The organism is Nostoc sp. C057 (assembly GCF_013393925.1).
Taxonomy (GTDB): Bacteria; Cyanobacteriota; Cyanobacteriia; order Cyanobacteriales; family Nostocaceae; genus Nostoc; species Nostoc muscorum_A.
Map to the genome: position 1 here is coordinate 152,572 of NZ_CP040281.1, position 15,247 is coordinate 167,818.

Annotated in this window: 14 protein-coding genes; 6 read left to right on the forward strand and 8 right to left on the reverse strand. The window is 43.7% G+C overall.

What is annotated here, in order from left to right:
- Nucleotides 1-32 precede the first annotated feature (32 nt).
- From FD724_RS00535 to FD724_RS00545, 3 genes are all read right to left on the reverse strand, one after another.
- Nucleotides 33-242 (reverse strand): DUF2997 domain-containing protein, encoded by a 210-nt coding sequence (locus tag FD724_RS00535; protein WP_114080209.1) that lies wholly within the window; start codon nucleotides 240-242, stop codon nucleotides 33-35.
- A 703-nt stretch (nucleotides 243-945) separates the two neighbouring features.
- Nucleotides 946-1,290: a type II toxin-antitoxin system PemK/MazF family toxin gene (locus FD724_RS00540; protein ID WP_256874410.1), complete on the reverse strand. Its 345-nt coding sequence runs from the start codon at nucleotides 1,288-1,290 to the stop codon at nucleotides 946-948.
- On the reverse strand, nucleotides 1,263-1,523 hold the full coding sequence (locus tag FD724_RS00545; RefSeq protein WP_179071228.1) for an AbrB/MazE/SpoVT family DNA-binding domain-containing protein: 261 nt from the start codon (nucleotides 1,521-1,523) through the stop codon (nucleotides 1,263-1,265). The genes FD724_RS00540 and FD724_RS00545 overlap by 28 nt, the downstream gene beginning before the upstream one ends.
- Nucleotides 1,524-1,993: 470 nt before the next feature.
- On the opposite strand from FD724_RS00545, the gene FD724_RS00550 reads away from it, so the two are divergent.
- Nucleotides 1,994-2,998: a saccharopine dehydrogenase-like oxidoreductase gene (locus FD724_RS00550; protein ID WP_179071229.1), complete on the forward strand. Its 1,005-nt coding sequence runs from the start codon at nucleotides 1,994-1,996 to the stop codon at nucleotides 2,996-2,998.
- A gap of 127 nt (nucleotides 2,999-3,125) precedes the next feature.
- Here the strand turns inward: FD724_RS00550 and FD724_RS00555 are convergent, their stop codons facing one another.
- The 4 genes from FD724_RS00555 to FD724_RS00570 all read right to left on the reverse strand — a co-directional run bounded on the left by FD724_RS00555 (nucleotide 3,126) and on the right by FD724_RS00570 (nucleotide 8,391).
- The gene (locus FD724_RS00555; RefSeq protein ID WP_179071230.1) at nucleotides 3,126-3,686 is read right to left on the reverse strand and encodes a hypothetical protein; all 561 of its coding nucleotides are present in this window, start codon (nucleotides 3,684-3,686) and stop codon (nucleotides 3,126-3,128) included.
- 128 nt (nucleotides 3,687-3,814) lie between these two features.
- Nucleotides 3,815-5,038 (reverse strand): type II secretion system F family protein, encoded by a 1,224-nt coding sequence (locus FD724_RS00560; RefSeq protein WP_179071231.1) that lies wholly within the window; start codon nucleotides 5,036-5,038, stop codon nucleotides 3,815-3,817.
- 104 nt (nucleotides 5,039-5,142) lie between these two features.
- A complete protein-coding gene (locus FD724_RS00565) occupies nucleotides 5,143-6,270 on the reverse strand; it encodes a type IV pilus twitching motility protein PilT (protein WP_114080205.1) in 1,128 nt (375 codons plus the stop codon).
- Between the two features lie 114 nt (nucleotides 6,271-6,384).
- Nucleotides 6,385-8,391, reverse strand: coding sequence for a GspE/PulE family protein (locus tag FD724_RS00570; RefSeq protein WP_179071232.1), 2,007 nt, complete (start codon nucleotides 8,389-8,391; stop codon nucleotides 6,385-6,387).
- Between the two features lie 457 nt (nucleotides 8,392-8,848).
- Between FD724_RS00570 and grpE the strand changes: the two genes are divergently transcribed.
- The 5 genes from grpE (at nucleotide 8,849) to rsgA (ending at nucleotide 14,948) form a co-directional block, all read left to right on the forward strand.
- Complete coding sequence (gene grpE, locus FD724_RS00575) at nucleotides 8,849-9,598, forward strand: nucleotide exchange factor GrpE (protein ID WP_114080203.1); 750 nt, start codon at nucleotides 8,849-8,851, stop codon at nucleotides 9,596-9,598.
- 226 nt (nucleotides 9,599-9,824) lie between these two features.
- On the forward strand, nucleotides 9,825-11,783 hold the full coding sequence (dnaK, locus tag FD724_RS00580; RefSeq protein ID WP_114080202.1) for a molecular chaperone DnaK: 1,959 nt from the start codon (nucleotides 9,825-9,827) through the stop codon (nucleotides 11,781-11,783).
- Nucleotides 11,784-12,466: 683 nt separating this feature from the next.
- Complete coding sequence (gene dnaJ / locus FD724_RS00585; protein WP_114080201.1) at nucleotides 12,467-13,594, forward strand: molecular chaperone DnaJ; 1,128 nt, start codon at nucleotides 12,467-12,469, stop codon at nucleotides 13,592-13,594.
- Nucleotides 13,594-13,851, forward strand: a complete 258-nt coding sequence (locus tag FD724_RS00590) for a sulfurtransferase TusA family protein (RefSeq protein WP_179071233.1) — start codon at nucleotides 13,594-13,596, stop codon at nucleotides 13,849-13,851. The genes dnaJ and FD724_RS00590 overlap by 1 nt, the downstream gene beginning before the upstream one ends.
- Nucleotides 13,848-14,948: a small ribosomal subunit biogenesis GTPase RsgA gene (rsgA, locus tag FD724_RS00595; protein ID WP_179071234.1), complete on the forward strand. Its 1,101-nt coding sequence runs from the start codon at nucleotides 13,848-13,850 to the stop codon at nucleotides 14,946-14,948. Before FD724_RS00590 ends, rsgA begins: the two co-directional genes overlap by 4 nt.
- Nucleotides 14,949-14,991: 43 nt before the next feature.
- On the opposite strand, the gene FD724_RS00600 is transcribed toward rsgA, so the two are convergent.
- On the reverse strand, nucleotides 14,992-15,210 hold the full coding sequence (locus FD724_RS00600) for a hypothetical protein (protein WP_179071235.1): 219 nt from the start codon (nucleotides 15,208-15,210) through the stop codon (nucleotides 14,992-14,994).
- Between the last annotated feature and the right edge of the window lie 37 nt (nucleotides 15,211-15,247).

Here is a 15,247-nt window from a genome sequence, read left to right on the forward strand (position 1 = left end):
GTGAATTAATAACACTAAACTACTGTGAAAACTTACCACTCGCTGTAAGTGGTGTGCGTATTCGCCACATTAGATTGCTGCAACTTCGCGGCGAAATATTCTGAGGTTGGCTCATGATTAAGTACTTGCCCCAATTGCGCCTCTATTGCTGCTGTAACCTCAGCGCAAGAAGCACCCACAATACCAGTGACTTTCTCTTGTACCCGACCGTCTGGATAGATTATGAACTCTAATGTCTCCATGCTCTTGGCCAACCAGGATAAGTACGCTTAAATTGTACTGCCTTAGCAGAAGGCTATAAATATAGCCGTAGGAACATTTTTACTTAGATACAAACTTGCCATTTGTTAAATAATGTTCCATCTTTCAACATATATATCTCAGAATCTTTACAAAACTTATTAAATTTATAAGCAGTCACATCAGTATTTAGTTAGTCTCTCTTAACCTCATCGATTAGTCAAGGTAACAACCAAGCCTGCCAATTAAGCGGCAAAAGTCCTAAAAATAAGCATTAGACGTTAGTATAGCCAGCTAGTTGAGTTACAAAAATATAAAAATTCTTGAAAAACTTGATCATAATGATAAAGTTTGCCCTATTCCCCCAGGGTTTTCTAAAAGATAGTAGCTATTATGAACGGCGTACATCCTCCGGGTTCACCAGTCATAATGTGATCGCTAGCTTTATACCTATTGCAACATCTCTTTGATGTAGCAAAATGTTATTCTGTTTGACTACGTAACAACCTCGAATCACCTTCCGCAGCAATTATCTCAAAACAAGAATCCATTTCAAGAAATAATTCCCAGTAATCTTTTCTACACTGGGTAGCCAACTTTTTAATTACAATATCTTCAAGTTGAGTATTGCGCTTACCTGTAAAAGCTAACCTTCAATCGTACTATGTTTACCCTGTGGTATGGATTTTTGGATAATTTTACCCATTATTCAGCAAACATTTCAGCCAAAGTATCCAAAACTGCTTTTTGTTCGTCAGAGTCAATCTGACCTAGCTTTTTGACTAATCGATTTTTGTCAACTGTACGAATTTGATCTAGAACAATTTGCCCGTCCTTGCTCTGAAACTGACAAGCAACACGAGTTGGATAAGACTGTCCTTTAGTTGTCATGGGAGCAATAATGACCGTGGAAATATATCTGTTCATCTCATCTGGTGAAATTACTACACAGGGTCTTGTCTTCTGAATCTCACTGCCAATCGTCGGGTCGAGGTTAACCAAAAACACATCAAATCGATTGACTACCACTCCCACTCTAGATGCTCCCACTCTGTAGTTACCGCATCATCGAGCAGTGCATCATCGTGTTGCTTTGCCATAGTAGCAAATGCTTCTTCCCATCCCTGACGCGATTGAGAGGCTGCACGGACAATTAGGTGACAATCTTGAATTTCAATTTCTACCTCTTCACCAATACCACTTTGTTCTAGCAAAAGTTTAGGAATGCGGATACCTTGAGAGTTCCCGATTTTAATAATACGGGTTCTAATTGCTGTCCCCATGAGGATAGTTATCCTTAATTGTAATTACATTGTGATTACAACTCAGGGTTTTGTCAACAAGCGTTTAATTTTTCAAGAATTTTGGTTCTTCAGTAAACAGTATGCCAAATACGTCTGTAAATAAGCTTGAAACCTTTGCTGGGCAATAATAACAGTTGTTATCCTTAGCGTTTGAGGTAATATTTCTGAAATTAATGCTAAAGCGGACTCTAAGTCCTGATTTTCAAGGTATTTTACGGAATTTAATGAAAATTTCAGCATAATATATACTGAAGATCCCAAAAAGAATACGGTTCTTGCCCAAGCCTAAATCACTCAGCAAGAATTTCTGGTGAAAAAACTGATTTGCTTAGAGAACAAACCAGGATAATGAAGCATAATTAACCTTTATAGCTAAAAGCTGTCAGCCATCAGCCACAAGCTGAGATGGTAAAGTTTGAAGGCTTGTGATTCAACTTCAGTAATTGACTATGAGTACAGCAAATATCTTGTCAGCGATACGTATAGGAGTACTAGGTTTCGGTGGACTCGGACAAGCCGCCGCCAAAGTACTTGCTGCTAAACAGGAAATGGTTTTAGTCGCAGCCGCAGATCAAAAAGGTTACGCTTATGCTGCTGAAGGTTTAAATACTCAAGAATGCATTGCAACCTACCAATCCCAAGGTTCCGTAGGTTATTTGGAGCCAGTTGGTACATTAACAAATCAAAGTATTCAAGATGTAATTAAAATAGCTCAACCCGTGGATGGGTATTTTCTGGCTTTACCCAACCTACCAAACGATTTTATCCCCTCTGTAGCGAAAGAGTTTATTAAATCTGGTTGGCGTGGGGTGCTAGTGGATGCAATTAAGCGCACCACTGCTGTAGAACAATTACTGGCGATGAAAGAAGAACTACAAGCCGCCGGGATTACCTATATGACAGGCTGCGGTGCTACACCCGGATTGTTAACCGCCGCCGCCGCATTAGCAGCCCAAAGCTACGCCGAAATTCATCAAGTCGAAATTACCTTTGGAGTGGGAATTGCCAACTGGGAAGCTTACCGCGCCACTGTTCGGGAAGATATTGGGCATATCCCTGGTTACACAGTGGAAACCGCTAGGGCAATGACTGACGCAGAAGTAGAAGCACTACTAGATAAAACTAATGGCGTGCTTACCTTGAAGAATATGGAACACGCTGATGATGTGATGCTAGAGGTAGCGGGAATTTGCGATCGCGATCGCGTTACTGTTGGTGGTGTAGTCGATACTCGCAATCCTAAAAAGCCCCTCAGCACCAACGTTAAGGTAACAGGACGCACCTTTGAAGGTAAGATTTCCACCCATACCTTTACTCTAGGAGATGAAACCAGCATGGCAGCTAATGTCTGCGGCCCTGCATTTGGCTATCTCAAAGCTGGTAGACAATTGCACCAACGTGGCATTTATGGAATATTCACTGCTGCTGAAATTATGCCCCAATTTGTGAGGTAATAATTAGGAGAGACGCGATTAATCGCGTCTGTATAGGAGTTAGGAGTTGAAAAACTAGACTTGAGACTTAAAAATCTCTGGTTTTGTTTAAAAGTTGCAATTGAAAACTCTTAACTCCTAATTTTTTCTAAGCTGGTGGGATTTCTGGACAAAAAATATCTGTCACATCCTCTTCCAGCAGCGAATCTGGTGTTTGTATAATAAATGGAAGTTCGGCCCCTACGAGTCCTCGTTGGATACGTTCTAAAGTATCACTAAACACAACGAACAAAGGATATATAATATTAGCCCCCTCGCTCAAAATATGACTGTGACGCAGAGGCATTAACCATTCATAATCATTGTCCAGGAAAACTTGGGTTTGTCGCCAACGTCCTAACAAATCAGAAAAGTCTTCGTGAGCGCGATGAATAAAGACTAAAATTTCGGCTCCAGTTTTGATCTTCCACTCTGGATCGCACATCAAAATTGCTACATCACAGGGTAAGCAGATTGTTTGTGAAGTTGTTGTCGCAGTATTGCGAAGACGGACAATTGGCAAGGGGATAGTGATAACACTTTCATCTGGACGGCGCAGACTGGGAATCATCTCTAAGTATGGCCGATATTGCTTTAGTAAGGCGATCGCAGCTAGATGATTGCTGTACTCTGCCAAACTCGCTTCGTAGTAAGATTTTTGCACAGTCATAGTTTATTAAATAGTGAGGACTTAGGAGTTAGGAGTTAAGAATAAAATTAATCAGTTAGGAGTTAAAAGCGAGAAATAAAAAGTTTTAATTCCTAACTCATAACTTATAAGTCTTAACTTTTAATCCTCTATCCCAACTTTTCAAATACCGCAAACATAGGCAAATACATTGCTAGCAAAATAGTTCCAACCATACCCCCTACAAATACAATCATAACTGGTTCCAAAATACTGGTCATTGCTTTTACTGCCTGCTCGACTTCATCTTCATAGAAATCGGCAACTTTCATCAACATTCCATCTAATTCTCCAGTTTCTTCTCCGATACTAATCATCTGAATTGCCATAGCCGGAAAAACACTATCTTTTTGTAATGCAATGCTAATCATACCTCCTTGTTGAATCTCTATACGGGCTGTGTCTATCGCATTGGCAATAACTACGTTTCCTGATGTATCTCGGACAATTTCTAAGCAAGTTAAAATCGGTACACCTGAACGAGTTAAAGAACCAAAAGTTCGGCTAAAGCGGGCAACCGCAGATTTTTGAATTAAGTCACCAAACAACGGCATCTTGAGAGAAAAACGATCAATTGTTAAGCGACCAACAGGAGTTTTACCGTATTGTGTGAAGCCAATTTTTGCTCCTATAAGAGCAGCGATAAGCACGAAAACCTTCGGACTTCTCAAAAATAGACTAGCATCCATCAAAAATTGCGTTAGAGGTGGTAATGTAGTTCCGATTTCTGTAAAAATCTTCGCAAAAACGGGAATCAGAAAAATGGTCATACCCAAAAAGATAGCAAGTGCAATAAAACCTACAACACTTGGATAAGACAATGCTGATTTAATTTGATTTTGTAAGCGGGCAACATCTTCTAACAACTTGGCTAAACGATTCAATACTTCGTCTAGAACACCACCAACTTCGCCAGCTTGAATCATACTCACATATAATCCATCAAAACAGTCAGGATGCTTCCGCATTGACTCTGAAAGATTCATTCCGCTTTGCACATCGTTGCTAATCTCAATTAGGGCTTGTTTGAGTTTAGTATTACTACACTGTTCGGAAAGTACCCCTAGACTTCTAACGATCGCAACTCCCGCATTCATCAAAACGGCAAATTGACGCGAAAAAACGGCTTTGTCTTTCACAGAAACCTTAACAAAGGAATTCTGGATTTTTTTTAAATCAAAATTTGGCTGAAATCCTTGAAATTGTTTGAGTTCTTGGATTACAAAACCTTGATCTCTCAGATTAGTACGAGCTTGTACTAAGGATTCGGCAACAATTTTTTCTGTTCGAGATTTTCCTTGAGAATCCCGAACACGGGCAACAAAGGTTGGCATAAATAAATTCAAAATAGTTGTTATTCATTGGGTATGAGACATAAGGGAAAGACTTACTGCAACTTCATCTTTATTTCCTCATCTCCCTGATTTCCCCAGTTCCTTTAATGCGCTTTGGCAGCCGCACCGGATTTTGCACCTGCGCCTGCTTGCGGTGTAGAATTCCCGATGAGACGTTGGATTTCATCTGGCTTAGAAGTTTTAGACATCGCGGCTTCAAAGGAAATCGTTCCTGATTTGTAAAAATCAGCTAAAACTTTCTCCAGAGTTTGCATCCCCAATTTGCCGCCAGTTTGAATAGCTGAGTAAATTTGAGATGTTTTGCCTTCTCGAATCAAGTTGGAAATAGCAGGAGTGACAATCAGAATTTCTTGAGCCATCACCCGACCATATTCACCAGGTTTCGGGTTTTTCTTGGACACCAACGTTTGGCTAAATACTGCCACTAACGAGTTAGATAACTGCACCCGCACCTGGGTTTGTCTTTCATGGGGGAAAACGTCAATAATCCGGTCAACTGTCTGGGCGGCAGAACTGGTGTGCAGAGTACCAAATACCAAGTGTCCTGTTTCTGCTGCGGAAATCGCCAAAGAAATCGTTTCCAAATCGCGCATTTCTCCCACCAGAACAATATCTGGATCTTCCCGCAAAGCTGCTTTCAAAGCGTTAGCAAAGCTCTTAGTATCTTCACCCAGTTGTCGTTGGTGAACCAAGCTTTTAATTGGTTCGTAGACAAATTCAATTGGGTCTTCCACCGTTAAAATATGCTCTGCTTTAGTGCGGTTAATCAAGTCGATCATCGCTGCTAGGGTAGTTGTCTTCCCGGAACCTGTAGGCCCTGTCACCAGAATCAGTCCTCTGGGCTTATCTGTCATTTCCCTTACGATATCTGGCAGACCTAATTTTTCAAAGTTAGGAATCTTAGAACTTAATGCCCGTAAGCAAGCAGCATAAGAACCACGTTCTTTATAAACATTGACCCGGAAACGTGCCAAACCTTTAACCCCATAAGAACAATCCAGTTCCCAGTTTTGCTCTAAGGTTTTACGCTGGGTGTTGTTGAGCATACTAAAAATCAGCCTTTGACATTGATCGGCTGTCAATATATGCTCACCGATGGGAGTGAGTTTGCCACTGATGCGGAAGTAGGGAGGCAAACCTGCGGATAAATGCATATCCGAGCCACCCAGTTCAATCAACTGTTCCATCAAATCTTCAATCATCATTTCCATAGTTCTGCTTCCTTTTAATGTTTATTGTTTGTCCTTTGTCATTTGTCCTTTGTCATTTGTTTAAAGTTACTAAGCATCAACTAGTGACCAATAACCAATGACTAATGACTAGTCTCAAAACCGAGATGTCATACAGTAAGGACAATCCAGCCATTCTTGTTTCAATGTGGCATCACAACTGCGGCAGGTAAGGCCAGTCTTGCGTTTGGCTTTTAACTCGGCTTCCAAACCAGTATCAGTAAACGTCACTCGTTCCACTTCTTCTAAAGTGGTAGAACCCTCGCGCACTAAGTCCAAGCTGTAAGCCAGCAAAGTTTTCATGCCCTCTTCTATTGCCACTTCCTTGATGCGTTCTGTGGGTGCATCTTCGTTGATAAGAGTTTGCAGGGTTTCGGTGACTCGCATGACTTCATAAACACCACAACGACCTTTGTAGCCAACACCATTACATTTTGAGCAAAGCTGATTTTTGCCTTTGGCTTCGGCGATCGCATCTAATGTCAAGGTGTTAGCCTTATAGAAGGTAATTGCGACATCAGAAGAAGCTGATAGACCATAACGAGCCAGTTCCTCGGTTGTAGGAGTGTAGGGAATACGACATTCCGAACATACACGCCGCACCAAACGTTGAGCTAGAACGCCAATTAGCGAACTAGAAACCATGAAAGGCTCAATCCCCATTTCTCCCAAACGAGCGATCGCACCTGGGGCATCATTGGTATGTAAAGTAGTTAATACTAAGTGACCAGTCAAGGCAGCTTCAATAGCTGTTTTTGCCGTTTCCTTATCCCGCGTTTCACCCACCAGTAGCACATCTGGATCTTGTCGCAAGAAAGCCCGCAGAGCAGTAGCAAAATCTAGCCCTTTTTCCCGAATCACCTGTACTTGCGTAATCCCTGGAAGACTGTACTCAATTGGGTCTTCCACAGTACTGATATTAATTCCGGGATCGTTCTTTTCTGATAGTGCAGAATACAGCGAAGTTGTTTTCCCAGAACCAGTTGGCCCAGTTACCAAAATTAGCCCAAAGGGACGGCTAACCATATCCTGGACAATATGTAAAGTCTCTGGATCGGTAATTAACTTATCTAATCCCAGTTGGGTGGAGGAGTTATCCAAAATCCGCAGTACCACCTTTTCCCCGTAGCGGCTGGGCAAGGTATTCACCCGGAAGTCCACCTTACGTCCCTCAAACATCCGGCGGATACGTCCATCTTGGGGTAGACGGCGTTCAGCAATGTCTAGATTGGCGATGATTTTAAATCGGGCTGTCACCGCCGGGATGATTTTTTTCGGTAGGGGATCGAAAGCTTCCTTCAGTACCCCATCCTTCCGAAAGCGGATGCGTAAGTTTTCTTCTTGCGGTTCGATGTGAATGTCAGAAACGCCCTCATGTAAGGCTTTAGCCAGGATTCTGTTGACTAGGTTGATGACTGGGGCATCCTCCGCACCCTTCATCGCTGCTCCTAAATCAGCCTCCATTTCTTCAGGAGCATCTGCAAGATCAAGATTTCCGAGGTTTTCTAAATCCTGATTAATATCTGTAAACTTTTCTTGTTCCAGGTGTTTTTGCCGAACAGCCATTTCATCCAGATATTGGTTGATTAGCTGCTGGTAGTCTTCCTGTGTAATCACCATGCGCTGTAATGCCAGCCCTTGGGGACGCAAGATGCGGTTCAGGTCATCAGAAGCCTCTAGATTATCCGGAGCGACCATCGCCACTAAAACTGAGGGCGGGGTTTGGTCTTCGTGTTTCGATAGTGGTACTAAACGATGGCGACGGCAGATATCCACTGGGATGAGGGTTTCAATCAGGTTCCCCATCATCGTGTTGCCAATGGAGTTGACTTCCGGATCGAGGAATTCAACACCGTATAGTATTTTAAGTTCAAATAGCTGCTGTTTTTTGTATTGCCTGAGCAACTCAGGTGATAGTTGTTGCCCAGTAATTGACTCTAGTACTTCCGTTAAGGGTCGGCCAGATTTGCGGCTTTCAATTAGTGCCTGCCTCATCTGTTCGGTATTGACATAGCCAGATTGCACTAGCTTGTTGCCAAAGGGCGAAAACTCTGTTCTGGTAGTTAGAGCGGTACTGCGCCGTTGTGGTGACGAGTAAGTCATAAATGAGCGAATGAGTAGGGGAACCTCTGCTTAAAGTATTCCCAGCCTGTGAGATAGAATTCTCATTTCCCAAAAAAGTCCTGAATCAAGTCGCTTGCTTCGCCAAAGAGTACGCTCGGAATTCAAAATGACGCTTTCTACGAGACGCTAAAAGCGTAGCTTGCAACTCTTACAGAGTACGCGGGCTCACTAATGCTGCGCTAACAAAATTAAAGATACTGCCTCCTACCACTCTTCCAAATTACTTACTCCTAGAGGTAGACTACTCGTTCGGGTTCCCGCCTTAATAGTGCCTACGCGAACGTGTTCACCATTTGTCACAATAAGAAAATGGTTACATCACTTCCAGAAACTTGTCGGCAAAAAAATCAGCCTCAGTTGCAAGTCGTGGATGACGACGGTTGCAAACAATGGAGATACACTGCCATAAATAGCAAGCATCTGGAATGAGTGGACAATGATGGATGAAAATAAACAGATAAACAATACTAGCCAGCAATTGGGTGAACCAACAGAGGTAAAGCAAGCAATGAAGAGTGACTTCCCAGCCCAAATTAATTTCAATGAATCTGATAGCGAGGTGACAGAGCAAGTGTCAGCCCAAACTAATGTATCGGGAGATGCAGCTACTTTCAATCCAGAAACTGGTGTTGCCGCAACCGAGAACACTGGAGTGGAAACGGCAGCTTTGGCAGAACTCACTCAACAAATTGAGTCTCTCAAAACGCAGCTAGAAGAGCGCAGTACTCAATATATGCGGATTGCTGCTGATTTTGAGAATTACCGGAAACGTACTAGCAAAGAAAAAGAAGAGCTAGAGACGCAGATGAAGCGGAACACGATTCTAGAATTGCTGCCAGTGGTCGATAATTTTGAGCGGGCGCGATCGCACCTCAAACCTCAATCTGATGGCGAAATGACCATGCACAAAAGCTACCAAGGTGTTTACAAACAATTAGTAGATAGCCTGAAGCGGTTGGGTGTGTCACCAATGCGTCCTGAAGGTCAAGAATTTGATCCTAACCTGCACGAAGCAGTAATGCGGGAACCTACGGATGAACATCCTGAAGGAACAGTGTTAGAAGAGTTAGTGCGCGGATATTACTTGGGCGAACGTGTGCTACGCCATGCAATGGTCAAAGTAGCTGCTCCAAAAGAAGATACACCTTCTACGGAGGAAGATCAGTCGAGTCCAGCCAACAGTTAAGCTGTAGTCGCTCGTCTCGCTGACCAAAAGTGCCTGGGTTCTAGCAAGGACGAGCATCGCGTACCTAAAACTTGGACAAGGCTTTGGATAACTTTCTGTGTTTCAACTTCCTCTTGCTACCAGCAAAATGGGTTCCACAGACGTTATCCGCTAGCCTTAGTTCGGAGCTAAAAAGTTAGTCCGCGACATATTACAGCAGGAAGACTCAGTAAAAATACTGGCGAATATGGGAAAAGTTATTGGAATCGACTTAGGCACTACTAATAGTTGCGTCGCAGTTTTGGAGGGCGGTCAACCACTGGTGATCTCCAATTCTGAAGGTGGACGAACTACTCCGAGTATTGTGGGATTTGGCAAAAGTGGCGATCGCTTGGTTGGTCAATTGGCAAAGCGCCAAGCCGTAACCAATGCCGAAAACACAATTTACAGTATTAAACGATTCATCGGGCGGCGTTGGGAAGAGACTGATATAGAACGCGAACGTGTACCCTACAACTGTGTCAAAGGTCGAGACGATACCGTTGATGTCCAAATCCGCTCAAAAAATTATACGCCACAAGAACTATCCGCCATGATCCTGCAAAAGCTTAAGCAGGATGCGGAAAACTTCTTGGGTGAAGAAGTCACTCAGGCAGTGATCACCGTACCTGCATATTTTACAGATGCTCAAAGACAAGCTACTAAAGATGCAGGCACAATTGCAGGATTAGAAGTTCTGCGAATCATCAATGAACCAACAGCTGCGGCTTTAGCTTTCGGATTGGAAAAGCAAGACCAAGAGCAGCTAATTTTAGTATTTGACTTGGGAGGCGGTACTTTTGACGTATCGATCCTACAACTTGGGGATGGCGTTTTTGAAGTTAAGGCGACTTGTGGTAACAACCACTTAGGTGGAGACGACTTTGATAATGCGATCGTGCTTTGGCTGATGGAACGCTTTCAGCAAGACGAAAAAATCAATCTTTCCCAAGATAAGATGGCACTGCAACGCCTACGGGAAGCAGCAGAAAAGGCGAAAATTGAACTCTCCAGCATGGTTAATACCTCCATTAACCTGCCTTTTATCACATCTGATGAAACCGGTCCAAAGCATCTGGAAATGGAACTCAGCCGCTCTAAATTTGAAGAGCTTGCAGGACAATTAATTGAAGCCACCATCGAACCGATGATCCAAGCACTCAAAGATGCGGATCTCAAACCATCAGCCATAGATCGGATTATTTTAGTAGGTGGTTCTACCCGAATTCCCGCAGTCCAAAACGCGCTGATTAAGTTTTTCAATGGCAAAGCTCCCGATCGCTCTATCAACCCTGACGAAGCGGTAGCATTGGGAGCAGCTATCCAAGCAGGGGTCTTGGGTGGGGAAGTCGATAATCTTTTACTTTTGGATGTCACCCCTCTGTCTTTGGGAATTGAAACCTTGGGTGAAGTATTCACCAAAATTATTGAACGCAACACCACAATTCCTACTAGTAAGTCACAAATTTTTTCCACAGCAGTTGATGGGCAAACCTCGGTAGAAATTCACATTCTCCAAGGTGAACGGGCAATGTCACGGGATAACAAGAGTCTTGGCAAGTTTCTGCTAGCAGGAATTCCCCCATCGCCCCGTGGTGTGCCACAAATTGAAGTATCTTTTGAAATTGATGTCAACGGCATCCTGAAGGTTTCTGCCCAGGACAAAGGCACAGGTAGAGAACAGAGTATCAGGATTACCAATACAGGTGGTTTGAGTACTAACGAAGTCGAACGGATGCGCCAAGAGGCCGAACTGTTTTCTGAAGAAGATAGAAGACGTAAAGAACTGGTTGAACTCAAAAACCAAGCAGATAATCTGTTGTTCAGTTACGAATCTACCATCAAGGATAATAGCAACTTTATCGGCGATCAGATGAAAACCTTGGCCAGTGAAAAAGTTTCACAACTCCAAGCTGCAATGATTGACTCCAGCATCTCCACCGTGGAATTTAAGCAGCGCTTAGACGACTTCCAACAAACCCTGTTTGCAATTGGTGCTGATGTCTATAACCGAGCTAATAGCCAAGCAGATGAGATTGAGGAAGCTTCAGCTAGTCTCTTTACTCCAGAAGTAGACTCACCAATGAACGGTACACTAATACCACAATTCAACTTTGATTTTGACGAAGAAAGTACCGCACAAGTTGATTATGAGGCGATAGATTAGGGATTGGGTAATGGGGAATGGGGAATGGGTAAAAAGGGGACAAGGTGACTTGAGTGAGAACTTACAACAAATCTTTCTCCTTGTCCCCAATTATCCTTGTCCCCTCTTCCCAATTCCCAATATCCTAAGTTGCAGATTTTTATTAAGACATTTTAATATATCTAATATTGATTGTAGGTTTAGCGAAGTTTCACAAGACCCCTGGGGTTTGCTAGATTGTAGAAGCAAATTACTGCTAGGCAGTATGCCGATTCAGATGCACTTCCATTGCATAAGGGTGGTTTTCCACACCGAATGGTGCGGCTAGCACCTCTGGTTAATGGGCGGGGTTTTCCTCTCCTACGTAGCACAATTGTAAAAGAGACAACCGACTCGGCAGTGATGAAGTCTGAGCAGAGGCTTCCCCTGATCATAACTTCTATAGCTTTTGTCGTCTCCCACGAGGAAAGCACCTGTTGCTCAAGATTTGTCGGTGATTTTTGTAAAAGGTAAAGGTTAAAATCAGTTATTAACAAAAATTAATTTTACCTTGTGCCTAACCTCCGGCAAATCGCCCTTTAAAGGATAGTGTGTTGCTCTTACATATTCTGTAAAGCAAAACGCCTTACCGTAAAGTAGCAAGTGACCGTGAGTGACGTTCTGCTGACTTCTGCTTTCTTCCTTCTAACTTTTACCTTTGCTATATGGCCCGCGACTATTATGAAATCCTGGGTGTCTCTCGTGACACCGACAAAGAAGAACTCAAGCAAGCTTATCGCCGTTTAGCCCGGAAGTATCACCCAGATGTGAACAAAGAGCCGGGGGCGGAGGATCGCTTTAAAGAAATTAACCGCGCTTATGAGGTACTCTCGGAACCAGAAACCCGCGCTCGTTACGATCGCTTTGGGCCAGAGGGTGTGTCAGGTGCTGGCGCTGGCTTCCAAGATGTCGGCGATATGGGTGGTTTTGCCGATATTTTTGAAAGCATTTTTAGTGGCTTTGCTGGCGGTATGGGTAGTCCCACGCAACAAAGACGGCGCAGTGGGCCTGCGAGGGGCGATGATCTGCGGCTAGACCTGAAGTTAGACTTTCGGGAAGCGGTATTTGGTGGCGAAAAAGAAATTCGTATTTCACATTTAGAAAATTGTGAAGTCTGTAGCGGTTCTGGTGCTAAACCTGGAACCCGCCCCCGGACTTGTTCGACTTGTAGCGGATCTGGTCAAGTCCGCCGTGTCACTAGAACACCCTTTGGCAGTTTCACCCAAGTCTCGACTTGTCCCACCTGTAATGGGACAGGGATGGTAATCGAAGACAAGTGTGATGCCTGTGATGGGAAGGGCGCAAATCAAGTCACCAAGAAACTCAAAATTACCATTCCAGCTGGGGTGGATAATGGTACTCGCTTGCGGATTTCTAGTGAAGGAGATGCCGGTCAACGTGGTGGCCCTCCTGGGGATTTGTACGTTTACTTGTTCGTAAATGAGGACGAAGAATTCCAACGGGATGGGATTAATATTCTTTCGGAAATCAAAGTTAGCTACCTACAAGCGATTTTAGGTTGTCGGTTAGAGGTAGACACGGTAGATGGCCCTGTAGAACTGATTATTCCAGCTGGAACTCAGCCAAATACGGTAATGAAGTTAGAAAATCGCGGCGTACCTCGCTTGGGTAATCCTGTCAGTCGTGGGGATCACATGCTGAACGTATTAATTGATATTCCCAACAAAGTAACCCCAGAGGAGAGGGAACTTTTGGAGAAGCTGGCTAAAATTAAGGGAGATCGTACTGGTGAAGGCGGTCTAGGAGGATTTTTGGGAAATTTATTTAAGTAATGATACCCTCTTCTCTCTTAACTCCCGATGCTCAACTTGATTTACGTGGCACCCCTTGCCCAATTAATTTTGTCCGGACAAAACTACGTCTGGAAAAAATGCCATTGGGAGGTTTGCTAGAAGTCTGGCTAGACCCAGGTGAGCCGATTGAGCAGGTTCCCGATAGCCTGACAATGGCAGGTTATGTGGTGGAACAAATTACAGACTGTACTAATTATTTTTCTCTGTTAGTGCGTCGTCCAGTTGCTGGCCAATGACAGGGGAAAATTTTGCTGAAACTGGACAGTTATTGGGTACGGTGCTTGCTGTACAGGCTAATTTTTACCGAGTACAGCTGGATCAAGAGCAGGGGGAGATGAGGGAGATGGGGGATCAAGATTCTCATCTTCCTTATCCCCCTCTCCTCCTCTGTACTCGCCGAACACGGCTGAAAAAAATCGGACAACAGGTGATGGTAGGCGATCGCGTTGTGGTTGAAGAGCCAGATTGGGCTGGAGGACGGGGAGCGATCGCTGATGTCTTACCCCGTCACAGCGAATTAGATCGTCCAGCGATCGCCAATGTCAACCAAATTTTATTGGTATTTGCCGTTGCCGATCCACCTTTGGAACCTTATCAACTGAGTCGGTTTCTGATTAAGGCTGAGTCTACTGGCTTAGATGTGCTTTTATGTTTGAATAAAAGTGATTTAATTTCAGAGCCAGAACAGCAAAAAGTTAGCGATCGCCTTCTCGGTTGGGGCTATCAGCCAATATTTATCAGTGTCAAAGATGGTATAAATACTGACCAAGCAGGCAGATATTTAAGCAATAAAATTACCGTCATTGCTGGGCCTTCCGGCGTTGGTAAATCCAGCTTAATTAATACGTTAATTGACTCGGCAAAGTTGCGCGTAGGAGAAGTTTCTGGCAAACTAGCTCGTGGTCGTCATACCACTCGTCATATAGAATTATTTGAGTTGCCTAGCGGTGGTTTGCTTGCAGACACTCCCGGCTTTAATCAGCCGGATATAGATTGTGTACCAGAAGAATTAATCCATTATTTCCCAGAAGCAAGAAAGCGGTTAGCAGTTGCTAGCTGTCGGTTTAGTGATTGTCTGCATCGAGACGAGCCTGAGTGTGTGGTGCGGGGAGACTGGGAACGATATGAACATTATTTAGAATTTTTGGATGCTGCGATCGCTCATCAAACTCAGCTGCACCAACAAGCCGATCCTGAATCCACCATGAAGTTAAAAAGCAAAGGCAAAGGGCAGAGTCAATACGAACCCAAGCTAGAAAGTAAAAAATATCGCCGAATTTCCCGCAAGACTCAGTTACAGGACTTGCAGGAATTATATCGCGATGAAGAATAAGGAGTGCGATGTCTACGACGGGATGTGCCTAGCCTACGCACTTCTATATAAAGGAAGACTTTACTTTGTCGGCTTTTTGGGCGATCGGTGCAACACTCATCTGGCTGTAAGTCTTGATCCAATATGTAATTATTTGGGTTTCTGGGTTGCGGGAATCACAAGTTTGCGAGTTTAAAGGCTGACTGGCAAACTTTGGGTTAGCACTTACCCGCAGTATCCCTCTTTTGTCACTTTCCGGGAGGGCGATTGTCAGAAGCCTCATGAGGCAATCAATACAACCTATCCTATTAGAAAAAAAT

Excerpts from the sequence above, each read along its gene's own strand:
- FD724_RS00565 (WP_114080205.1), bottom strand. The coding sequence starts at position 6,270 with ATGGAAATGATGATTGAAGATTTGATGGAACAGTTGATTGAACTGGGT.
- FD724_RS00550 (WP_179071229.1), top strand. The coding sequence starts at position 1,994 with ATGAGTACAGCAAATATCTTGTCAGCGATACGTATAGGAGTACTAGGT.
- FD724_RS00600 (WP_179071235.1), bottom strand. The coding sequence starts at position 15,210 with ATGAGGCTTCTGACAATCGCCCTCCCGGAAAGTGACAAAAGAGGGATA.
- rsgA (WP_179071234.1), top strand. The coding sequence starts at position 13,848 with ATGACAGGGGAAAATTTTGCTGAAACTGGACAGTTATTGGGTACGGTG.
- FD724_RS00535 (WP_114080209.1), bottom strand. The coding sequence starts at position 242 with ATGGAGACATTAGAGTTCATAATCTATCCAGACGGTCGGGTACAAGAG.
- FD724_RS00545 (WP_179071228.1), bottom strand. The coding sequence starts at position 1,523 with ATGGGGACAGCAATTAGAACCCGTATTATTAAAATCGGGAACTCTCAA.
- grpE (WP_114080203.1), top strand. The coding sequence starts at position 8,849 with ATGATGGATGAAAATAAACAGATAAACAATACTAGCCAGCAATTGGGT.
- dnaJ (WP_114080201.1), top strand. The coding sequence starts at position 12,467 with ATGGCCCGCGACTATTATGAAATCCTGGGTGTCTCTCGTGACACCGAC.
- FD724_RS00555 (WP_179071230.1), bottom strand. The coding sequence starts at position 3,686 with ATGACTGTGCAAAAATCTTACTACGAAGCGAGTTTGGCAGAGTACAGC.
- FD724_RS00560 (WP_179071231.1), bottom strand. The coding sequence starts at position 5,038 with ATGCCAACCTTTGTTGCCCGTGTTCGGGATTCTCAAGGAAAATCTCGA.
- dnaK (WP_114080202.1), top strand. The coding sequence starts at position 9,825 with ATGGGAAAAGTTATTGGAATCGACTTAGGCACTACTAATAGTTGCGTC.
- FD724_RS00570 (WP_179071232.1), bottom strand. The coding sequence starts at position 8,391 with ATGACTTACTCGTCACCACAACGGCGCAGTACCGCTCTAACTACCAGA.
- FD724_RS00590 (WP_179071233.1), top strand. The coding sequence starts at position 13,594 with ATGATACCCTCTTCTCTCTTAACTCCCGATGCTCAACTTGATTTACGT.